Annotated in this window: 21 protein-coding genes; 12 read left to right on the plus strand and 9 right to left on the minus strand. The window is 62.8% G+C overall.

Annotated features, from left to right (window positions below; genetic code table 11):
• Positions 1-30 precede the first annotated feature (30 nt).
• The gene (gene glmM, locus EI983_RS01945) at positions 31-1371 is read right to left on the minus strand and encodes a phosphoglucosamine mutase (protein ID WP_157705607.1); all 1341 of its coding nucleotides are present in this window, start codon (positions 1369-1371) and stop codon (positions 31-33) included.
• Between the two features lie 153 nt (positions 1372-1524).
• Here glmM and EI983_RS01950 point away from each other — a divergent pair, with 153 nt between their 5' ends.
• Positions 1525-2865: a UDP-glucose dehydrogenase family protein gene (locus tag EI983_RS01950; protein ID WP_157705608.1), complete on the plus strand. Its 1341-nt coding sequence runs from the start codon at positions 1525-1527 to the stop codon at positions 2863-2865.
• A 30-nt stretch (positions 2866-2895) separates the two neighbouring features.
• Positions 2896-3531 carry a hypothetical protein gene (locus tag EI983_RS01955; RefSeq protein WP_157705609.1) on the plus strand — a complete coding sequence of 212 codons (636 nt, stop codon included), beginning with the start codon at positions 2896-2898 and terminating at the stop codon, positions 3529-3531.
• Between the two features lie 35 nt (positions 3532-3566).
• Here the strand turns inward: EI983_RS01955 and EI983_RS01960 are convergent, their stop codons facing one another.
• Positions 3567-4073: a putative pterin-binding protein gene (locus EI983_RS01960; protein ID WP_157705610.1), complete on the minus strand. Its 507-nt coding sequence runs from the start codon at positions 4071-4073 to the stop codon at positions 3567-3569.
• Between the two features lie 120 nt (positions 4074-4193).
• The gene (locus tag EI983_RS01965; RefSeq protein WP_157705611.1) at positions 4194-5345 is read right to left on the minus strand and encodes an amidohydrolase; all 1152 of its coding nucleotides are present in this window, start codon (positions 5343-5345) and stop codon (positions 4194-4196) included.
• Between the two features lie 118 nt (positions 5346-5463).
• On the opposite strand from EI983_RS01965, the gene EI983_RS01970 reads away from it, so the two are divergent.
• Both EI983_RS01970 and EI983_RS01975 read left to right on the plus strand, forming a co-directional pair.
• On the plus strand, positions 5464-6216 hold the full coding sequence (locus tag EI983_RS01970) for an SDR family NAD(P)-dependent oxidoreductase (protein WP_157705612.1): 753 nt from the start codon (positions 5464-5466) through the stop codon (positions 6214-6216).
• A complete protein-coding gene (locus EI983_RS01975) occupies positions 6213-6725 on the plus strand; it encodes a GNAT family N-acetyltransferase (RefSeq protein ID WP_157705613.1) in 513 nt (170 codons plus the stop codon). The genes EI983_RS01970 and EI983_RS01975 overlap by 4 nt, the downstream gene beginning before the upstream one ends.
• 40 nt (positions 6726-6765) lie before the next feature.
• On the opposite strand, the gene EI983_RS01980 is transcribed toward EI983_RS01975, so the two are convergent.
• Positions 6766-8016, minus strand: a complete 1251-nt coding sequence (locus EI983_RS01980) for a glycerate kinase type-2 family protein (protein WP_157705614.1) — start codon at positions 8014-8016, stop codon at positions 6766-6768.
• A gap of 179 nt (positions 8017-8195) precedes the next feature.
• On the opposite strand from EI983_RS01980, the gene crcB reads away from it, so the two are divergent.
• From crcB to EI983_RS02020, 8 genes are all read left to right on the plus strand, one after another.
• Positions 8196-8573 carry a fluoride efflux transporter CrcB gene (gene crcB / locus EI983_RS01985; RefSeq protein WP_157705615.1) on the plus strand — a complete coding sequence of 126 codons (378 nt, stop codon included), beginning with the start codon at positions 8196-8198 and terminating at the stop codon, positions 8571-8573.
• The gene (locus EI983_RS01990; RefSeq protein WP_157705616.1) at positions 8570-9613 is read left to right on the plus strand and encodes an RluA family pseudouridine synthase; all 1044 of its coding nucleotides are present in this window, start codon (positions 8570-8572) and stop codon (positions 9611-9613) included. Before crcB ends, EI983_RS01990 begins: the two co-directional genes overlap by 4 nt.
• Positions 9610-10290, plus strand: coding sequence for an HAD-IA family hydrolase (locus EI983_RS01995; RefSeq protein ID WP_157705617.1), 681 nt, complete (start codon positions 9610-9612; stop codon positions 10288-10290). The genes EI983_RS01990 and EI983_RS01995 overlap by 4 nt, the downstream gene beginning before the upstream one ends.
• Positions 10287-11000, plus strand: coding sequence for an ATP12 family chaperone protein (locus EI983_RS02000; protein WP_157705618.1), 714 nt, complete (start codon positions 10287-10289; stop codon positions 10998-11000). Before EI983_RS01995 ends, EI983_RS02000 begins: the two co-directional genes overlap by 4 nt.
• A gap of 201 nt (positions 11001-11201) precedes the next feature.
• Positions 11202-12221 (plus strand): amino acid ABC transporter substrate-binding protein, encoded by a 1020-nt coding sequence (locus EI983_RS02005; protein ID WP_157705619.1) that lies wholly within the window; start codon positions 11202-11204, stop codon positions 12219-12221.
• A 131-nt stretch (positions 12222-12352) separates the two neighbouring features.
• The gene (locus EI983_RS02010) at positions 12353-13567 is read left to right on the plus strand and encodes an amino acid ABC transporter permease (RefSeq protein ID WP_157705620.1); all 1215 of its coding nucleotides are present in this window, start codon (positions 12353-12355) and stop codon (positions 13565-13567) included.
• 1 nt (position 13568) lies between these two features.
• A complete protein-coding gene (locus tag EI983_RS02015) occupies positions 13569-14870 on the plus strand; it encodes an amino acid ABC transporter permease (RefSeq protein ID WP_157705621.1) in 1302 nt (433 codons plus the stop codon).
• Positions 14871-14882: 12 nt separating this feature from the next.
• Positions 14883-15653, plus strand: a complete 771-nt coding sequence (locus EI983_RS02020) for an amino acid ABC transporter ATP-binding protein (RefSeq protein ID WP_157705622.1) — start codon at positions 14883-14885, stop codon at positions 15651-15653.
• A gap of 73 nt (positions 15654-15726) precedes the next feature.
• Here EI983_RS02020 and EI983_RS02025 read toward each other — a convergent pair whose 3' ends face one another.
• The 5 genes from EI983_RS02025 to argB are packed head-to-tail and all read right to left on the minus strand — an operon-like array spanning position 15727 to position 19691.
• Positions 15727-16842: an acetoin utilization protein AcuC gene (locus tag EI983_RS02025; protein ID WP_157705623.1), complete on the minus strand. Its 1116-nt coding sequence runs from the start codon at positions 16840-16842 to the stop codon at positions 15727-15729.
• A gap of 19 nt (positions 16843-16861) precedes the next feature.
• Positions 16862-17356 (minus strand): SixA phosphatase family protein, encoded by a 495-nt coding sequence (locus tag EI983_RS02030; RefSeq protein ID WP_157705624.1) that lies wholly within the window; start codon positions 17354-17356, stop codon positions 16862-16864.
• Positions 17353-17997, minus strand: coding sequence for a ferredoxin (locus EI983_RS02035; protein ID WP_157705625.1), 645 nt, complete (start codon positions 17995-17997; stop codon positions 17353-17355). Before EI983_RS02035 ends, EI983_RS02030 begins: the two co-directional genes overlap by 4 nt.
• Positions 17994-18788: a sterol desaturase family protein gene (locus EI983_RS02040; RefSeq protein WP_157705626.1), complete on the minus strand. Its 795-nt coding sequence runs from the start codon at positions 18786-18788 to the stop codon at positions 17994-17996. The genes EI983_RS02035 and EI983_RS02040 overlap by 4 nt, the downstream gene beginning before the upstream one ends.
• Before the next feature lie 42 nt (positions 18789-18830).
• Positions 18831-19691, minus strand: coding sequence for an acetylglutamate kinase (argB, locus tag EI983_RS02045; protein ID WP_157705627.1), 861 nt, complete (start codon positions 19689-19691; stop codon positions 18831-18833).
• Positions 19692-19783 lie beyond the last annotated feature (92 nt).

Below are 19783 nucleotides of genomic sequence, written 5' to 3' on the forward strand. Positions count from 1 at the left end.
AAATTCGTACGAATTTTCTTGGTCGGCGATTTACGACGCGCGTCTGACTGCATCGACCACGCTGCCCAGAACGGAGTCGAGCAAAGCTGGGTCCATCGCTTCGCCCATCACCCGGATCAGCGGTTCTGTCCCTGATTTTCGGATCAAGAGCCGCCCGTTGCTGCCAAGGGCTTCTTCGCCAGCGGAAATCGCGGCCTGTACCTCATCCGTTTCAAGAGGCTCCTTTCCGGGCTGATAGCGCAGGTTGATCAGCTTTTGCGGCACCGGTTCAAAAACCCGCGCCAACTCGCTCGCCTTCTTGCCGGTTTCCACCATCCCGGCCAGAAACTGCAGCGCTGCGATCAGGCCGTCACCGGTTGTGGCATAGTCGGTCATCACGATATGTCCCGATTGCTCGCCGCCCAGCGAATGGCCGCCCTCGCGCATGGCTTCCACCACATAGCGGTCGCCGACCGCAGTGCGCTTGAGTGCGATACCACGCGCCTCCAGATGCCGCTCAAGGCCCAGGTTGGACATCACCGTGGCCACCAGAGTGCCCCCCGCAAGCCGTCCCTCATCGGCCCAGCGGCCTGCGATCAGCCCCATGATCTGATCGCCATCGGCCACATTGCCGCGCTCGTCGATGATCACCACCCGGTCGGCGTCGCCATCCAGGCAGATGCCGATATCAGCGCGGGTCTCCACCACTTTTGCCGCTGCGGTTTCCGGGTGGGTCGAGCCGCAATTCTTGTTGATATTGAATCCGTTGGGATCCACGCCCACCGGGATCACCTCGGCACCGAGTTCCCATAGCACCTCCGGGGCGGTGCGATAGGCGGCGCCGTTGGCACAGTCGATCACGATACGCAGGCCATCCAGCCGACGGCGATAGGGAAAGGTCGTCTTGGCATATTCCACATAGCGGCCTCGGGCATCCTCGATCCGCTTGGCACGGCCGATATTCTCGGGCGCGGCCAGGCTTACGCCGTTACGCATTAGCTCCTCGATCGCCTCTTCGGCCTCATCAGAAAGCTTGAACCCGTCAGGGCCGAAGAACTTGATCCCGTTATCCGTGGCCTGGTTGTGACTGGCCGAGATCATCACCCCTACATCCGCACGCAGAGAATGGGTGAGATAGCCGATCGCCGGTGTCGGGACCGGCCCCAGCAGAAAGACGTTCATCCCCGTCGATGTAAAACCGGCCGTCAGCGCGTTTTCGATCATGTAACCGGACAGTCGCGTGTCCTTGCCGATGACGACGCGATGTTCCTGCTTGTCACGGCGGAAATACCGCCCGGCGGCCGTGGCCAGCTTCAGCGCCAACTCCGCCGTCATCGGCCAGCTATTGGCCTGCCCGCGCACGCCGTCCGTGCCAAAGAGTTTGTCACCCATCGTCTTGCCCTCACACCGTTACACCCGGTTTTGCCCTGCATATCGCCAAGCTTGGGGCCTGTCCAATAGGCCTTTGCGGCAGCCAGGCGTTGACCTGCGGCCCTTAACGGCGCATTACGATAGGCAAAGAGCCAGATAAAAAGAGCAGGCACCATGAAAATTGCGATGATCGGCACCGGGTATGTGGGGCTTGTCTCGGGCGTATGTTTCTCCGATTTCGGGCATGATGTCGTCTGCGTCGACAAGGACCCCGAGAAGATCGCGATGCTGGAACGCGGCAACGTGCCGATCTATGAGCCGGGCCTCGAGGCGCTGATGGTCAAGAATGTAGAGGCCGGGCGTCTGTCCTTCACGCTTGATCTCGCGGCGGCCATCGAGGGTGCCGAGGCGGTCTTTATCGCGGTCGGCACGCCCACACGACGCGGCGATGGTCACGCGGATCTGACATATGTGATGGCCGCTGCGGAAGAGATCGCGCAACTCGCCAAGGATTACCTTGTTATCGTCACCAAATCGACAGTCCCTGTCGGAACCAACCGGCAGGTCAAGCATACGGTGCGAAAGGCGAACCCCGAGCTTGATTTCGATGTGGCCTCGAACCCGGAATTCCTGCGTGAAGGGGCGGCCATCGAGGATTTCATGAAGCCCGACAGGGTGGTCGTCGGCGTGCAGTCCGAACGTGCGGCTGAGGTCATGGCCGATATCTATCGCCCGCTATACCTGCGCGACTTTCCCATCGTGACGACCGATCTGGAAAGCGCGGAGATGATCAAATACGCGGCCAATGCCTTTCTGGCCACGAAGATCACCTTCATCAACGAAATAGCGGCCCTGTGCGAACGAACCGGGGCCAACGTGAAACAGGTGAGCCACGGGATCGGTCTTGACGGGCGCATTGGCAACAAGTTCCTGCATGCGGGTCCGGGATATGGCGGCAGCTGTTTTCCCAAGGATACCAAGGCGCTTGCACGGATCGGGCAGGAGGTGGGCCTGCCGATGCAGATCACCGAGACGGTGATTTCGGTCAATGAGGGTATCAAGCGGCGGATGATCGACAAGCTTCTGGACCTGTGTGACGGAAGCTTCAATGGCAAGACGATCGGCGTGCTTGGTGTGACCTTCAAGCCCAACACGGACGACATGCGAGATGCCCCCGCGCTGACGATTATTCCGGCGCTCTTGGGGGGCGGGGCCAAGGTCCGCGTGACCGATCCGCAGGGCCGCCATGAGGGAGAAGCTCTCTTGCCGGGCGTACATTGGGTCGAGGATGCCTATAAAGCCTCGCATAACGCCGATCTGCTGGTCATCCTGACCGAGTGGAACGAGTTTCGCGCGCTCGATCTGAAGCGGATCGCCCGCAAGATGGCGACGCCGAGGCTGGCGGACCTGCGCAACATCTACTCGGCCAGGGACGCCAAGCGCGCCGGGTTTGTCGCGTATGAGAGCGTGGGCCGCGCCCCGTTTCGCCGTAAGCCAACCGGCAACGCGGACTGACCGCCCGGGCCAAACCACGAGGATCCTTCCATGAACAAACCGAGCTGGCTTGAGGGTGTCATTACCGCTGACAGCATTGCCCGTGTCCTGCGTTATTGCCTGATACCGGCACTTGTCTTCTACCTGATCGCGCTGGCGGTCATGTCCGCATCCGGGTTCAACATGATCGAGATCCTGCGCGATCCGGCGCAGCAGACAGGTCAATCCGCCTTTCTCGGTGCGGTGTCGACCCTTGGCACCTGGCTCTGGCTCTCGGCGGCGGTGTTCTGTCTCTTTCGCGTGGCCTCCGGTGCAGCCCCGCTTGAACCGGACCACCGCAGTTTACTGAAACTCGCGGGCGGGTTTTCCTTCTTTCTCGCGCTTGACGATTTCTTCCTGATCCATGACCGCTATATCACCGAAGGTATCCTGATCCCGGCCTACGCGCTCTTTCTGGCCTATCTGATCAAGCGCTTCTGGGCGCTGATCCGAAAGATGGACGGGCTGGCCTTCCTGAGCGCGGGAACGATGCTCTTTTTCTCGGTGCTGGTCGATGCTGTGCAGGAAATCCTGCCCATCCCCTACGGCGCCAGCCAGGCGCTGGAAGAAGGGTTCAAATTCCTCGGGGCGGCGGCCTGGGCCTTCACCTGCTATCGCCTGGCGGCATGGGGGTTGCAACGCCGCTGAGGCGCGTGACCTGAACCAAGAAGAGGCGTGCCCGGTTACTCGGGCAGGACCTTGATGCGGTCGATCTGCCAGATGCTTCGGGAATAGTAGGTTTCCGACTGGTAGCGCGGATCGGCGTCGAATGGATAAACCAGCCAGAGAGGCCCCTTGTCGCGCGTGCTCATCGCCTGCCCGTCCATCCGGTAGGCGATCAATGCGGCACTGTCCTGTGCCTCCTCCACGGGGATCTCGATCATGTAATCGTTGATGGCGATCAGTTCGAGCGTGCCCGAGGTGATGCCTTCCGCCTCAAGCAGCCGCGCCAGCGCGACACCTTCAAAGACCACTTCGCCATCGGTCCATATGGTCGAGGTGGTGAAACCGGTCTCACCCAGATCGGTCAGATCCCGTAGGCTGAATTGACTGGAGGTTTCGGCGCCGTCAATCAGGTGGCAGATTTTGAGCACAGCCTGATCCTGCGCCCCGGCATGTGCAGCCCCGATGGTCAGGAGCAGGGCAGTCAGAACGACTGCCGGAAATCCAAGAAGGGTGCTCCTGCTCATCACAATGTCCACTGCATCTGTTAAATAGGCCCGATTCCAGTGATGTCACATCGGATCAGGCGCGTCACCTGACCGAAAGTATAGGAAGATGATGCGAAAAGCATGGCTGACAAGCCCCCGTCAGACCCGCAACTGCTGTTCCACCAGCGCCACCCAGAAAGAGGAGCCGGGCACAAGCGTCGCGTCGTTGAAGTCGTAATCGGCAGAGTGCAGCGGTCTTGCATGTGCCCCCGTGGTGCCGTTGCCCATCAGAATGAACGCCCCCGGAACCGCTGCCGCCATATGGGCGAAATCCTCCGAGAACAGCTTGGGCGGGCAGTCGGCATCCACAGCATCGGTGATTTGCCGGGCCGCCTGTTCGACGGCGCGCACCGGGGCCGCGGCGTTGATCGTGGGGTCGAAAATCGTCTCGTAACTGACATGCGCGGTCACGCCATGCGCCTGCGCGATCCCCTCTGCGATTTGCCGCATCCCTGCTTCGATGGCCGTATTCGTCTTTGGTGTGAGCGCGCGGGCATCGCCGCTGAGCGTGGCCTGTCCGGGCAGGACGTTGCGGCGCCCATCGGTGACGAATTCCGTCACCGACACAACGCCGTTCTGCGCCGGGTCGAGCTTGCGCGACACGATGGTTTGCAGCGCGCCCACGAGTTCGGCCCCGACGGTGATCGCATCCACCCCCATATGCGGCAGCGCCGCGTGCCCGCCCTGGCCGGTGACGCGGATCTCGAACAGGCTTTCCGAGGCGGTGATCGGCCCGACACGGGTGGCGAATGCGCCGGCCTCCATCCCGGGCAGGTTATGGATCGCATAGACCTCGTCCATTTCGAACCGTTCGGTCAGCCCATCGTTGAGCATCGCCTGCGCGCCAGTACCGAACTCCTCATCAGGTTGAAAGATGAACTGCACCCGACCGTTGAAATCCCCCTGCTCGGAGAGATATTTGGCAGCACCCAGCAGCATTGTCATATGCCCGTCATGGCCGCAGGCATGCATCTTTCCGGGGTGTTCTGACCGATGGGCAAAACCGTTTGCCTCTGTAATGGGCAGCGCGTCGAGCTCTGCACGCAGGCCGATCGAGCGGGTACCGTTGCCACGCGTCAGAACGCCGACCACCCCGCTGCGCCCCACGCCCTCATGCACCTCCAGGCCAAACTCGCGCAGGCGCTCGGCCACGAAACCGGCGGTTTGCGGCACGTCAAGCTGCAGCTCGGGGCGACGGTGCAGCGCATGTCGCCAGGCCGTCATCTGATCTTTGAGCGGTGCGGTTTTCATATCGACCTCCAGGGTTGGCGCCACTCTTGCCAAGATCGTGCGTCGGTACAAGGCTTAAGGGATATGGTCATTTGCCGGAATACCGGCCTATCCTGCGGCGAAGCTGAGGAGGGGAGCGATGAAAACAGCACTTGTGACCGGGGCCGCGCGCGGGATCGGGCTGGCCACGGCCCGGCAGTTTCTCGAACAGGGTTGGCGTGTGATTCTGCTTGACCGGGACGTCCCCGCGCTGACTGAGGCGGCAAAGGGGCTTGACCATGGGCAACCCTGCATCTGTGATGTGTCCCGGCCCGAAGAGGTGCAGGCGATGCTGGCCGAACATTTCCCCGATGGTACAGAGCTTCATGCGCTGGTGAACAACGCGGGTGTCGCGGATTTCGGCCCGATCGAGGAAACGGATTTCGACCGCTGGCGGCGAGTCATGGAGACCAACCTCGACGGGGTTTTCCTGATGAGTCAGGCCTGCACACCGGCCTTGCGCGCAGGACGGGGGGCGATCGTCAACATCGCGTCGATTTCCGGGCTGCGCGCCAGCACCTTGCGCGTGGCCTACGGCACCTCGAAGGCGGGTGTGATGCATCTGACGCAACAGCAGGCGGTCGAACTTGGCGAATACGGCGTGCGCGCCAATTGCGTCTGCCCCGGTCCGGTGGCGACCAAGCTGGCGATGGCTGTGCACAGCCCTGAGATCATCGCCGCCTATCACGACGCCCTGCCGCTCAACCGCTATGGCACCGAGGATGAGATTGCCGCGATGATCACCTTCCTGTGCTCCGAAAAGGCCAGTTTCGTCACCGGACAGATCATCTCGGTCGATGGTGGCTTCGAGGCCACGGGCATCGGCCTGCCCGCCTTGAGAGAAGAGGCATGAGCGCTCCGCGCGAGATCATCGAGGCCGGAGCCGTTGACCTGCCCGCGCTGATGGCGCTCTATCCGCTGGCCTTTCCCGGAGAGGACCTGACAGGGCTGCTCAGCGCGCTGAACCCCGGCAAGGCACCCGTCCTGTCGCTTCTGGCACAGCAGGACGATCAGGTTATCGGGCATATCCTTTTTACCCGATTTGATCATGGGGGCGGGGCACTTCTGGGGCCTCTGGCCGTGCATCCCGCACAGCAGCGTCGCGGTCTTGGCGCTAAGCTGGTGCGCGATGGTCTTGCGCGGCTCAAGGCAGAGGGCACGCGACAGGTGCTGGTGCTGGGCGATCCGGGATATTACGGCCGCTTCGGCTTTCGCCGCGAAAGCCGGGTTCTGCCGCCCTATCCGCTGCCGCGAGAATGGCAGGATGCCTGGCAGTCACTGGATTTGGCCGCGCCACCGCTGGAACCTGGGCAAATCAGCCTGCCGGATGCCTGGATGCACCCCGACCTGTGGGCGCCGTGATCCCCTTGACCGGAGTGGCCGCTGCGATGGCGGAACCGGGTCAGAGAGGGGTGATCAGAATGGCACGGAAATCATTGACATTGGTCAGCGTCGGCCCCGGCACGACCTGATCGTCAAGGGCCGCAAAGAAGCTGTGCGCGTCATTCTCCGCAAGCGCAGCGGCCGGGTCGATGCCACGGCTTTGAGCTTTACCGAGTGTGCCGGGGCCGATCACCGCGCCGGCCACCTCGGCGGCCCCATCCACGCCATCGGTATCGCAGGCAATGGCATGAATGCCCGCCGCACCATCCAGCGCCAGGGCCAGGGCCAGCGCATATTCGGCATTTGGACCGCCGATGCCGTTGCCGGTGCGGGTCACGGTCAACTCGCCGCCCGAGAGCAACAGCAACGGTGCTGTCAGATCCGCCTGCCGCCTCAGCGCCTCATCAGCATGCGCGCGTGCGACGTCGCGGGCCTCGCCTTCGATCGCATCGCCCAGGATTACCGCCCTGACCCCGGCCTCATCGGCCATCTCCGCGGCGGCCGCGAGTGATTGCGACGGGGCGGCATAAACGACGTTTTCCACCTTGCTCAGACGCAAGTCATCAGGCGGGATCGGGTTACCACCGGCCTCAAGAAAGGCACGAATAGACGGCGCGGGTTCAACCCCCCAGCGCTTGAGCGAGGCCAAGGCACGCGCTGCATCGCCCGGATCGCCCACGGTCGGGCCGCTGGCAATATCGCCCGGATCATCCCCTGGCACATCCGAGATCATCAGCGCCAGCATCCGCGACGGATAGGCCGCCACGGCCAGCTTGCCGCCCTTGACCGCCGAGATCTGTTTACGAATACCGTTGATCTCTCCAATCGGTGCCCCGCTGGCCAGAAGCGCGTTGGTCAGCGCCTGCTTTTCCGCCAGCGTGATATCGGCCGCAGGTGCGCAGAGCAGCGCCGAGCCGCCCCCCGAGATCAGCGCCAGAACAAAATCATCCGGTCCGGTCGTCTCCAGCAGCCGCAACATGCGCTGGGTCGCGACCTGTCCGGCGGCATCGGGGACCGGGTGCGCGGCTTCAACGATCTCGATCCCTTCGCAGGGCCGCGCATAACCGTACCGGGTGATCACCAGCCCTTCGCAGGGGCCATAGGCGGCCTCCACCGCTTCGGCCATCCGTGCCGATGCCTTGCCCGCGCCCACCACCACAAGTCGGCCGTCAGGCTTGGGGGGCAGGGCACCGGCGAGACTGCGCATCGGGTCGGCCACTTCCACAGCGCGATCAAAGAGCGCGCGCAGGAGTTGAGAGGGGTCATGCATGGCGGGGTCTCCGGGCGGTATGCGTCCCTGTTAGCGGGGTTTGGCGCTAACATAGCGCGGAATTGCGACATCTGAGAAGCCGAATGCGAGGCTTGGCGCCCGCATTCCACATCCTTCGGGCAGGGGCGCAACGGCGGCTCAGCTTGACAAACACGCCCGCCCAAGCGACAGACGCGGCCATGATGATGACCGCACTTCAGGTGGCCCTTGGGGGCGCGATCGGGGCTGTGCTGCGCTTTGGCGTCGGCGTGGCGGTGATGCGCTTTGCCTCGCCCGGCTTTCCGGTGGCGATCATCGGTGTGAATATCCTGGGCTCGTTCCTGATGGGGCTTTTCGTTATCTATTCTATCCAGAAAGGTCTGGGCCATCTCAATCCTCTGGTGATGACCGGCCTGCTTGGCGGGTTCACCACCTTCTCCGCGTTCTCGCTGGAGGCGTTTACGCTTTATGATGAGGGCCAGGCCGCGCAGGCCGCGCTATACGTGGTACTGTCGGTTGCAGGCTCTCTGCTGGCGCTGGCGCTTGGCGTCTGGCTGGCCCGGGCGGTGTTTGCATGAGCGGCGTGCAGACCCAGACCGTCAGCGCCGATGACGCGGGTCAAAGGCTCGACCGCTGGCTCCGGCGGCTGTTCCCGCATGTGAGCCAGGGCCGGATCGAGAAGATGTGCCGCAAGGGAGAGCTGCGCGTGGACGGTGGCCGGGTGAAAGCCTCGACCCGGCTGGAAGAGGGCCAGAGCGTGCGCATCCCGCCACTGCCCGACACGGTCGAGGCACGGCCCCGCACGCAGACCCGGATCACCGAGGCCGACGCCCGGATGATGCGCGATGCGATCCTCTACAAGGATGACCATATCATCGCCATCAACAAACCGCCCGGCCTGCCCACACAGGGCGGCTCCAAACAGACGCGGCATGTGGACGGGCTGGCCGAGGCGCTGAGGTTCGACCTCGATGAAAAGCCACGGCTCGTGCACCGGCTCGACAAGGACACGTCGGGCGTGCTGCTGCTGGCCCGCACCCGCAAGATGGCGTCTGCCCTCACTGCTGCCATGCGCCACCGCGAGACGCGCAAGATCTATTGGGCGGTGGTGGCCGGCGTGCCGACACCCTATCTGGGCGAGATCAAGTATGGGCTCGTGAAGGCCCCCGGGCGCGGGGCGAAAGGCGAGGGTGAAAAGATGATCTGCGTTCACCCGCGCGAGGTGGAGAGCACGCCGGGCGCCAAGCGCGCGGTCACGCAATATGCCACGCTCTACCGGGTGGCCAGCCGCGCCGCCTGGGTGGCGATGGAGCCCATTACCGGGCGGACCCATCAGCTTCGCGCGCATATGGCCGAGATCGGCCATCCGATCATCGGGGATGGCAAATATGGTGGCTCGGGACAGGAAAACCTGGGCGATGGCTGGGGCGCGCAGCTGGGGGGCATCATCTCTCACAAGCTGCACCTGCATGCGCGCAGTTTTACCTTTGAGCACCCGGAGACGCGCCGCCCAGTGACCATCACCGCCGATCTGCCACCGCATATGGCACATACGTTCGAGACATTGGGGTGGACGCCGGATCTGGCAGCCGATGACCCCTTCGAGGCGCTGACATGAGCCGCCTGCGCCTTGTGGTGTTCGACGTGGACGGCACACTGGTCGACAGCCAGGGCGATATCCTGTCGGCCATGGGCGAAGCGTTTGAACGTGCCGGTCTCGACGTGCCATCGCGTGACGTGGTGTTGTCCATCGTCGGCCTTTCGCTTGATGTGGCCATCCCCCGCCTGGCCCCCGATGCGGATGCCGCGACACAGGCGCGGATGGTCGACTGGTACAAGGATGCCTATATCCGTCTGCGCGCCGCCGGGGGGGTCGAAGCCTCCTCGCCGCTTTACCCGCATGCGCGCGAGGTGCTGGAGGCCCTGCACCGGCAGCCCGAGATTCTGCTTGGCGTGGCGACGGGCAAATCGCGGCGCGGGCTTGATAAACTGCTCGATGGGCACGGCTTGCGCCCTTTCTTTATGACCCAGCAAGTCAGTGACCATCACCCGTCAAAGCCGCATCCGTCGATGTTGATGGCCGCCCTGTCGGAGACCGGCGTTGATCCCGGTGACGCGGTGATGATCGGCGATACGAGCTTTGATATGGACATGGGCCGGGCGGCGGGCATGGGGGCGATCGGTGTGAGCTGGGGCTATCACGACCGCGCCGCGCTGCGGGCAGCGGACCGGATCGTGGATGACTTTCGTGCCTTGCCCGCAGTGCTCGAAGAGCTTTGGGAGCCTGCGACATGAGTGAATGGAAAGCAAAACGGTTCTGGGACGCGGCCAGCGTGGAAGAGGTCGACGGCGGCTTTACCGTCAGGCTCGATGGCCGTCCGGTCAAGACGCCTGCAAAGGCACCTCTGGTGGTGCCGACACAGGCGCTTGCCGCATGTATCGCCGCCGAATGGGATGCGCAGGAGGGCGAGGTCAATCCCACCAACATGCCCTTCACCCGCTCGGCCAATGCTGCCATCGACAAAGTGACGCAACAGCACGCCGAAGTGGCCGATCTGATCGCTGCTTATGGCGATGCGGATCTCACTTGTTACCGGGCTGATTCGCCCGCTGAACTTGTCGCGCGGCAGGCCCAAGCCTGGGATCCCCTGATCGAATGGATACATCAGCGCCATGGCGTGCGGCTGGTTCCGGTATCGGGGGTCATGCATCAGCCGCAGGACATCCGGGCGCTCGAACGCCTCAGCGCGCAGACACATGCGCTCGATGCCTTCGCGCTCACCGCGTTTCACGACCTTGTCGGCATGTCCGGCTCTTTGGTTATTGGGTTTGCAGCGCTTGAAAATCTGCACCCGGCCGAACATCTCTGGGCACTCAGCCGGATAGACGAGACCTATCAGGAAGAGCTTTGGGGCAAGGATGAAGAGGCCAGCGAGTTGGCGGCCAAGAAACAATCGGACTTTCTTCACGCCAAGGCGTTTTATGATCTTTCGCGCCCGATTTGACTTAAAATAAACGTTTATTACCCTACGTAAACATAGCGCCTCCGCCATCGTTTTTCGTGCGGTTGGGGTTGACCTTTATTGATGAATCTCCACAATCGGGTGCGCACTGGCGGGAAAACCCGCTCAGAGTATCGCTCCGGCTCCTCACTCGGGCCGACACGAACCGCCCTCGATAGGGTGGATAATCAGGAAGAGGTAAAAATGAAAAAAACCGTATTTTTTGGCGCGCTGACCGTCGCCGGCCTGGCGGCTGGTGTCGCTGCTGCGGGGACGCTGGATGACGTCAAGGCTCGTGGCAAGCTGAACTGTGGCGTGACCACTGGCCTGGTCGGCTTTGCCGCACCGGACGCAAACGGTAACTGGGATGGCTTCGACGTCGGCGTCTGCCGCGCCGTTGCAGCCGCTGTTCTGGGTGATCCGCAAGCGGTCGAATTTGTGCCCACCACCGGCAAGACCCGCTTCACCGCACTCGCCTCGGGCGAGATCGACATGCTGGCCCGGAACACCACCTGGACGTTCAGCCGTGACGTTGACCTCAAGTTCGAATTCGTCGGCATCAACTACTATGACGGCCAGGGCTTCATGGTTCCCAAGGATCTGGGTGTGAGCTCGGCCAAGGAACTGGACGGCGCAACCGTCTGCATCCAGACCGGCACCACCACCGAGCTGAACCTCGCGGACTTCTTCCGCGCCAACGGCATCAGCTATGAGCCGGTTCCGATCGAAACCAACGCCGAAGCCCAGCAGCAATACCTGGCTGGTGCCTGTGACGTTTACACCACTGACGCGTCGGGCCTTGCCGCAACGCGCGCTGCCTTCGAAGATCCGGCAGGTCACGTTCTGCTGCCCGAAATCATCTCGAAAGAGCCGCTGGGCCCGCTGGTCCGCCACGGCGACAACGAGTGGGGTGACGTGGTTCGCTGGACCCTGAACGCCCTGATCGCAGCCGAAGAGCTGGGTGTGACCTCGGCCAATATCGGTGAGATGTCGGCTGCCGCTGGCAACAACCCCGAGATCAACCGTCTGATGGGCACCGAAGGCAACCTGGGCGAGATGCTCGGCCTCGATGCTGACTGGGCCGTCAAAGCCATCTCTGCTGGTGGCAACTACGGCGAGATCTTCGAGAAGAACATCGGTGAGAACACTCCGGTCGGTCTGGCCCGTGGCCTGAACGCCCAGTGGACCGATGGCGGCCTGCTCTACGCACCGCCCTTCCGCTAAGACCTAATGCAAGAGGGCGCGGTTTACACCGCGCCCTTTTCGCCTCTACCCATAACTAAAAAAATGCCCACCGCTGTGCCTCCACGGTGCAGAACGGATAAAAACACCGGGCTGTAAAACGGGGATCTCTGATGACAACACTGACCGACCCTCCACAGGAGTCGTTCCGCCTGTCCATGCTGTTGAACGATACGCGCTATCGTTCCTATACTTTCCAATTCATCGCTCTGGTTTGCGTCATCGGCCTTGTGGCCTATCTCGCGTCGAACCTCGTGGCGAACCTCCGGGCGGCAGGCCTGAACATCTCATACGAGTTCCTCGGCGAACCCGCGGGATACGACATCAACCAGCGTTTGATCGAATATGACAGCCAGTCGAGCCATTGGCGCGCCTCGGTCGTGGGCATTCTCAACACGCTTCTCGTGGCCTTCCTGGCCTGTGTTACGGCGACGATCCTCGGCGTCTTTGCCGGGGTGCTGCGGCTCAGCCACAACTGGCTTATCCGCAAACTCATGGCGATCTATGTCGAGGCATTCCGCAACGTGCCGGTGCTGATCTGGATCATCATCATTTTCACGATCATGACGGCGGTGCTGCCGTCGCCGCGGGCGTTCCGGGGCGATGATGCCGAAGCATCAATGCTTTTTGACGCCTTCGCCTTTACCAATCGCGGGGTGTACGTACCCAAGCCGATCCTGGACTCGGGTGGCTGGATCGTGGTGATCACCTTCCTTCTGTCGGTCATCGGTGTCTTTGCCTATCGTCGCTACGCGACCAAGCTGCTCTTCGACACTGGTAAGTTGCTGCCAATGGGATGGCCTTCGCTGGCAATCCTTTTTGTACCGTCGCTGCTGATCTTCTTCATTCTGGGCCGCCCGATCGGCCTTGAGTATCCCGAGCTCAAAGGCTTCAACTTCGCCGGTGGTATCAATGTCCGTGGCTCACTGATTGCCCTTTGGTTCGCACTCGCGATCTATACCGGCGCTTTTATCGCCGAGAACGTGCGGGCGGGCATCCAGGCGATCTCAAAAGGTCAGACAGAGGCCGCGGCCTCTCTGGGCCTGCGTCCGGGGCGGATCATGAACCTGGTGATCCTGCCGCAAGCGTTGCGGGTCATCATCCCGCCGCTGATCTCGCAATATCTCAACATCACCAAGAACAGCTCTCTGGCGATTGCAGTTGGGTACATGGACATTACCGGAACCTTGGGGGGCATCACGCTCAACCAGACAGGCCGGGCAATCGAGTGTGTGCTACTCCTGATGGCCTTCTATCTGACCATCTCGTTGGGGATTTCAGCGCTGATGAACGTCTATAACAACTCGATCAAGCTGAAGGAGCGGTAAGATGTCAGATACTCAAACCAACTCCATCGCTTATGTCCGCGACACCATGTTGCCCGAGGCCGAACCTCCGGCGACCGAGCGCGGGCTGATCAAGTGGGGCCGGGAAAACCTCTTTGCCGATGTTCCCAACGCGATCCTGACCATCATCTCCGCGATTGTGATCTACAAACTTCTGGTCGGCCTCATGCCCTGGTTGCTGAATGGCATCTGGAACGCGCCGTCGATCCGCGATTGCCGCGAGATGCTGGACGGGGCGACGGGCGGCTGCTTCGCCGTTCTCACCGAACGCTGGAATCAGCTTCTCTTCGGGTTCAAATACCCGTCCGAGGAATACTGGCGGCCCACACTGGCCTTTGTGCTGCTTTTCCTGGCCGCGGCTCCGGTGATGTTCTTCAAGTATCTGCCGCGTCAGATGCTGGCATTCACCGCCGTTTACCCGTTCCTCGCCTACTATCTCATCTGGGGGGGCACGATCTGGGTGCCGATCTTTGCGGCTCTCGGCTTTGTCGCGGGCTACGTGGCCTGGACCAAACTGGTTAACCGCTCCTTCGCCGCGGGTTTCTTCGGCGCGATTGTCGCAGCCATGGTGGCCTGGTGGATCGGCGGGATGCTGTCGGACGCATTGGCACCCGAGAACCCATTCCTGCCTGCCGTGCCCTCGCGGGACATGGGCGGCTTCATGCTGAACATGATCCTCGGGACGGTCTGTGTGTCGCTGTCGCTGCCGCTGGGCATCGCCCTGGCGCTGGGGCGGCAATCGGACATGCCGATCATCAAGTGGATCTGCGTGATCTTCATCGAGTTCATCCGCGGTGTGCCGCTGATCACGCTGCTCTTTGTTGCCAACGTGGTACTGGCCTACTTCCTGCCGCCGGGCACGACCTTTGACCTGATCCTGCGCGTGATCATCATGATCACCATGTTCTCGGCGGCCTATATCGCCGAGGTGATCCGGGGGGGGCTCGCCGCTCTGCCGCGCGGTCAGTACGAGGCGGCCGATAGCCTGGGGCTCGATTATCCGCAGGCCATGCGGCTGATCATCCTGCCGCAGGCGCTGAAGATCTCGATCCCGGGCATCGTGAACGTGGCCGTGGGCCTGTTCAAGGACACGGTGCTTGTCTCGGTCATTTCCATGTTCGACCTTCTGGGCATGATCCGGGGTCCGATCCTGGCCTCGACCGAATGGAACGGCGTCTACTGGGAGCTGTTCGGTTTTGCCGCCGTGCTCTTCTTCGTCGTCTGCTACGGCATCTCGCAATACTCACAATGGCTGGAGCGCGAGCTTCAGACCGATCATCGTTAAGGAGGCTCAGACATGGCCGAAACAGCAACGCAAATGCAGGTCTCTGACGAGGTCGCCATTCAGATCGAAGGCATGAACAAGTGGTACGGATCGTTCCACGTTCTGCGGGATATCAACCTGACGGTGCAGCGGGGCGAGAGGATCGTCATCGCCGGGCCGTCCGGCTCGGGCAAATCCACGCTGATCCGCTGCATCAACGCTCTGGAAGAGCACCAGCAAGGCAAGATCATCGTCGATGGCACGCTGCTCAGCTCGGACATCAAGAATATCGACACGATCCGGTCCGAGGTCGGCATGGTGTTTCAGCACTTCAACCTTTTCCCGCATCTGACCATTCTGGAAAACTGCACGCTCGCCCCGATCTGGGTCCGCAAGACGCCCAAACGCGAGGCCGAGGAAGTGGCGATGCATTTCCTCGAAAAGGTGAAAATCCCCGAGCAGGCCGATAAATATCCCGGTCAGCTTTCGGGTGGTCAGCAGCAGCGGGTGGCGATCGCGCGCTCGCTTTGCATGCGCCCGCGGATCATGCTCTTTGACGAGCCCACCTCGGCGCTTGACCCGGAGATGATCAAAGAGGTGCTCGACACGATGGTGGAACTGGCCGAAGAAGGCATGACCATGCTTTGCGTGACCCACGAGATGGGTTTTGCCCGTCAGGTGGCAAACCGCGTGATCTTCATGGACCAGGGCCAGATCGTGGAGCAGAACGAACCGGAAGAGTTCTTCAACAATCCGAAGTCGGACCGTACCAAGCTCTTCCTCAGCCAGATTCTGGGTCACTGAGGCATTCTTGCCCCGGGCCTGCTCCGGGGTTGTACCGAAATCGGCGCTCCGCTCTAACCGGCGGGGCGCTTTTTCATAGCCATACCCGCTGTCGTGCCTTCAAGACCTGTACCCGGGTGCGCAGTTCGTCGCTGATCGCACCCTCGCGCGGCGCATCGCGCAGGGTCTCGACCAGGTGGTCCGGCGGCGCAGCGGGGCGCCGGGACCAGCTTAACCCGGCCAGCACCGCGCGGGCCCGCTCGGGCAGGCGGTCCGGGGGCTCTTTGCCGTTCAGCACCGCCCAAACCCCGGCCCACAAACGTCCGACCGTCCAGGGGTTATAGCCCCCGCCGCCAAGCACAAGAACGCGCGGCGACATCTCTTTCAGCCGCGCCACCGCGCGCCAATGGCTGTTGTTGGACAGCTCCAGCCGCGCCAGTGGGTCTTCGGCCACCGCATCTGCCCCGCACTGGATCACGATGGCCTGGGGGCGGGCCCCCTGGACCGCCGGAAGGATCACCTCCTCCAGCGCCAGGGCAAACCCTGCATCCTGCGTCCCGCGCGGCAAAGGCAGGTTGATCGCCTGGCCACCGGCCCGGTCCTCCAACGCGCCGGTAAAGGGCCAGCGGCGCTCTTCATGGGTTGAGATCATCAGCACGCGCGCGTCGCCGTCGAAGGCCGCCGCCACCCCGTCGCAATGATGCGCGTCGATATCGACATAGGCAACGCGGGTCAGCCCCTGCGCCAGAAAGGCCCTGATCGCCAGCACCGGATCGTTGAGATAGCAAAACCCGCCGGCATGATCCGGCATGCCATGATGCGTCCCTCCGCCGGGGTTGAACACGATCCCGCCCTGCGTCAGCAACTCCGTGGCCAGAAGCGAGCCGCCCGCCGCCGTGGCGGGCCTGCGAAACATCTCGGGAAAGATGGGGTTGGACAAGGTCCCGATGTGATGCCGCGCCCGCGCCGCCTCTGTCACGCTGCCGGACCGTTCAGCTTCCTGCAAGGCGGCGATATAGGCCGGGGTATGCCATGCGGTCAGCGCCGACGGTTTGGCGCGGGGCGAGACCCGGAACTGCCCGTCAGGCAGCCAGCCCAGGGCGCGCACCAGGTCTGTCACCACCGGCACGCGCGGGATGCTCAGCGGATGGCGCGCGCCATAGCTGGAGCCGCGATAGATCTCGGAACCAATGAACAGGGGCGCATCCATCCCGCGACAGGGCCGCGCCTCAGCCGGTCAATTCGCGCGGAATGACGAACTCCCGCACGGAACCTGTGCCGGGATCAAGATCGGCCCACCGGTCAATGTCAAACTCGGCAACCAGCGTGGCGCAGGTGGGGTAATCGTAGAAACGGGCATGGTTTGGCGGGGTCTGCACCAGATCATGGGCGAACCCCGCGATACCGGGGTTGTGCCCCAGCATCAGGACGGTCTCTCCGCTTGCCCCTTTCAGCTCGGTCAGCAACCGCGCCTCGCTGGCATGATAGAGCGCATCGGTAAAGATCGCGTCGCAGGCGACCCCGAGCCGGGCAAAGGTTTCCCGCGTGCGCACCGCCGACGAGATCAGCGCCTGATCCGGCAGGATACTCTTGATCCGCAGCCATTCACCCAAAGCCTTGGCCGAGACGCGCCCGCGCCCGTTCAGGGGCCGCTCATGGTCGTCCAGCAGCGGATCGTTCCAGTCGGATTTGGCATGGCGCATCAGGATCAGGGTCTTGATCATAGAAAGGCTTTCATGTGAAAGGCGGATTGTGCCTCGACCCTGCCATAGCTCTGGCTCAGGGGACAAGCACGGCGCACGGCGCAGCCGCGGGACAGGCAGTCATTTCCGTCGCGCAGCAGGTCCGCTTTGCAGGCGGCCACGTCATAGGACGGACCGGAAAGTGCATCGACCGGGCAGGCGCTGCGGCAGGGCTGACCCTCGCAGCTGTCGCAGGGCCGGGGCAGGGTGGGCGGCAGCGCCATCCGGACCTCGAATGCGAGCGCGCCGCGATAGGATACCATCAGCCCCGCGCGGTCATGCACCAGCAACCCCACGGGCGATTGATGCGCGCGTCCGCTATCCCGGGCCCAGCGAATGAAGGGCTGATAGGGCGGCCCGCCAAAGGGAAAGAGCGGGGCCGCGCCCAGAGACTCGGCAAGGGCGGTGATGACCCGCTCGGACCATCTGTCCAAAGGGTCTTCTGCTCCGTCGTTAAATTCAGGCGAGGCGGAAAAGCCTGCCCAGAACCCCGGTTCGTCCGGGCCGAGCAGAACAATGGTTTGGACCGCTTCCGGCAACCCATCCTCAGGCGTGGGGTGCAGCATGCCAAAGATGCTCAGGCCATGTGGGCTGGCCGCCGCGTTGATCCTTTCCGGCGTCATTTGCGCATGAAGGGCAGCCAGAGCGCCCAGCCCAGTCGTGACGGACGGTCGTCCTGCCATTCCAGCCCGATGGTCATCCTGTCATGCCCCCCCTCGGGCTGGGCAATATATGTGCCGAAAAGCCTGTCCCAGATCGACAGGGCAAAGCCATAATTGCTGTCATGCTCGTGGCGGTGAACCGAATGGTGCACGCGGTGCATATCGGGCGTGACCAGCAACCGGCGCAGAACCGCATCAAGCCAGAGCGGCAGGCGGATATTGGCATGGTTGAACATGGCCGTGCCGTTCAGGATGATCTCGAACAGGATGATCCCAAGCGCGGGCGGGCCGAGCAGGTAGACAAGGCCGATCTTGAGGATCATGGACAGCGCAATCTCGACCGGGTGGAAGCGGATGGCCGTGGTCACGTCGATATCGCGGTCGGCATGATGGACGCGGTGGATACGCCACAGCAGCGGAATCTTGTGGGTGATGAGGTGCTGTGCCCAGATCGCGAAGTCGAAGATCAGAACGGTGAGAATGACGGCCCCCCATAATGGAAGATCAAGCGCATTCATCAGGCCCCAGCCTTGCGCCTGGGCATCGATCGCCGCCCCGACAGCAAGCAGAGGAAGAGCCACGGCCATGAGCCGAAGCGTCAGCGTGTCGAGGATCACAATGGCCCAATTGGTCAGCCAGCGGGTCTGGCGCGGCTGGGTGCGGATCCGGCGGGGGGCAAGGGCCTCGATCACCGCAAACAGCGCGAAGAGCCCGAGAAAGACGCCAAGCCTGATGAGCGTTTCGTTTTCCATGACAGGAAGCCTAGCTCAAGAGGCCGCGCGCGCAAGGCGTGATCACGCGCGAATGATCGAGCCCGCGCCGTGATCCGTGAAAAGCTCCAGCAGGCAGGCATTGGGCGCGCGCCCGTCCAGGATCACCGCCGCCCGAACTCCGCCTTCGATGGCGGTCAGGCAGGTCTCGGTCTTGGGGATCATGCCGCCCGCGATGGTGCCATCCTCGGTCATCTGTCGGATCTGGTCGGCGCTGAGTTCGGTCACCACCTCTCCGGCCGCGTTGCGCACACCGTCGATATCCGTGAGCAGCAGAAGCCGGTCGGCCTTGAGCGCCGCCGCGATGGCACCGGCGGCGGTGTCGCCGTTGATGTTGAAGGTCTCGCCATTCTTGCCCGCGCCCAAGGGGGCGATGACCGGGATCGCGTCATCCCGAAAGAGCGTGTGCAGGATGCCGGGGTCCACCTCCGAGGGCGTGCCGACAAGGCCGAGATCGGGGTTGGTCGGTGTGCAGGTGATCAGGTTGGCATCTTTGCCCGACAGGCCCACGGCCTTGCCGCCCTGACCGTTTATGGCTTGAACGATACGCTTGTTGACGCGGCCCGACAGGACCATTTCGACCACTTCCATCGTGGCCTCATCGGTCACGCGCTTGCCATTCACGAACTCGGACTGGATATCGAGCTTGCCGAGCATCTCGTTGATCATCGGACCGCCGCCATGGACCACAACAGGGTTCACGCCCACCTGCCGCAACAGCACCATGTCGCGGGCGAATGTATCCATCGCGGTGTCATCGCCCATGGCGTGGCCGCCGAACTTGATGACGACAATGGCCCCGTCATAGCGTTGCAGGTAGGGCAGCGCCTCGGAGAGCGTGCGGGCGGTGGCGATCCAGTCGCGGTTCATCTTGCGTATCTTCATTGCTGTTCCCTCGGATGGGCGTCACGTAATCCAATTGCGCGCTGACGCGCAAGACCATACCTGACCCCCCTCCTGGCCTCCCCCTCGTGGGG

This window comes from Roseovarius faecimaris, from assembly GCF_009762325.1.
Taxonomy (GTDB): Bacteria; Pseudomonadota; Alphaproteobacteria; order Rhodobacterales; family Rhodobacteraceae; genus Roseovarius; species Roseovarius faecimaris.